Below are 1,622 nucleotides of genomic sequence, written 5' to 3'. Positions count from 1 at the left end.
CCCCCGTCCCCGCCCTCGTCGGAGCCCGCCGAACTGCCGCCGCCGGACGGAGACTTGGCTTCCTCGTCCCCCGGCGCGTCCTCCGCCCGCACCTCGCTCCCGGCACCCTCCGTGCCGTACATCAGCTTCGAACCGCCGGCGGAGAAGGTGACAGACTCACCCTGGCGTTGCAACGGCACGTCGAGACGGCCGATCCGTTCGGGGACGCCGCCGTTCCAGTCGTAGTCGATACCGCCGAAGTAGCCGCGCACGGCGAGGCGTTCGCCGTCCGGGGAGAGAGCGGCGTCGGTGGCCCACAGCTCGATGGGGGCGACCGGCCGGAAGACGTTCTTTCCGGAGGCGGACAGCTTGGCCGGAGCCTCGTACAGGTGGCCGCCGTCCTCCTTCTTGTCGATGATGTACACGCGCCCCGTCTTCGGGTGGACGAGCAGCGACTCGGCGTCGCGGGCGCCGTCGGAGTAGGTGACGACGTACTGCGTGGCCCGTACGGTCGCGTTCTTCAACTCCTTCGGCTCGGGCAGCTCGTAGATCCACACGTACGGCCAGGTGCCGCCGAGGTTGTCGCCGATGTCACCGACGTAGATCCGGTTGCCGGGGCCGATGGAGATCGCCTCGACGTCGCGCGGGGTGCCGATGCCGGTGAGGGTGAGGCGGGCGACCGTCTTCCCGGTGGAGCTGTCGACGGCGTAGAGGTAGGGGCCGTCGTCGCTGTCGTTGTGCGTCCAGTAGACGCCGGGGTGCTGACGGGAGGCGGCCAGACCGCTCGACTCGGTGATCCTCGGGTCCTCGATCGTGAAGCTCTTGTCGCCGTCGGCGGCGGAGACGGGCGCGGCGAGCGCACCCACGAGCAGGGCCCCGGCAAGGAGGGCGAACGGTCGGCGCATGCCCCCAAGACTGCCATCCCGCACACCTGTTCCGGGCTCGTGGTCCGGCTCACATCCCACGCGCCGCTCCGATCCCTCATGATGAGCGGATGCTCAGGATCATGCCCGTCGGCGACTCGATGACGATCGGCAGCTCGGGCGAACTCACCTGGCGTCACCGCATGTGGCGGCACCTGTGCGCGACGTACGGCGGCCCGGTCACCCTCGTCGGCCCCCGCGAGACGCTGTACGACAAGGCCGTGGACGCCCCGACCTCGCACGCGTACGCCGATCCCGACTTCCCCCGGCACCACCTGGCCGGCTGGGGCGAGGGCTGGCTGCACATGGCTCCGCTCATCGGGGACGCGGTCCGCGACTGCCGGGCGGACATCCTGCTCGTCTCCCTCGGCCTGATCGACCTCGGCTTCTACACCAACGCCGAACAGACGGCGGGCAACGTACGCGCCTTCGTGGAACAGGCGCGGGCGGCGAACCCCCGGATCGGCATGGTCCTCCTGCCGGTGATCCCCAACATCCGCGCCACCAACGACGCGCCCTTCGGCACCCAGGTGGCGCACTTCAACGAACTCCTGGCGAAGACCGCCGCCGACCTGAACGCACCGCCCTCCCCCCTCCTCCTCGCCTCGGTCCCGGAGACCTGGGACATCGACACCGACACCTACGACGGCACCCACCCGAACGCGAACGGCGAACACCAGCTGGCCGGCGCCTTCGCGGAGGCGCCGGCCAGCTGGTGTT

Annotated in this window: 2 protein-coding genes; one reads left to right on the top strand and one right to left on the bottom strand. The window is 70.5% G+C overall.

Annotated elements, in window-relative coordinates; genetic code table 11:
- A partial coding sequence (locus BZL64_RS37160; protein ID WP_086773405.1) for a hypothetical protein occupies positions 1–884 on the bottom strand: 884 nt, incomplete at its 3' end.
- An 89-nt stretch (positions 885–973) separates the two neighbouring features.
- Between BZL64_RS37160 and BZL64_RS37155 the strand changes: the two genes are divergently transcribed.
- The coding region (locus BZL64_RS37155; protein ID WP_107430428.1) for an SGNH/GDSL hydrolase family protein at positions 974–1,622 on the top strand (649 nt) is incomplete at its 3' end.

Source organism: Streptomyces bobili (assembly GCF_002154575.1).
Lineage (GTDB): Bacteria > Actinomycetota > Actinomycetes > Streptomycetales > Streptomycetaceae > Streptomyces > Streptomyces bobili.
This window is presented reverse-complemented; position numbering and strand designations above follow the sequence as displayed.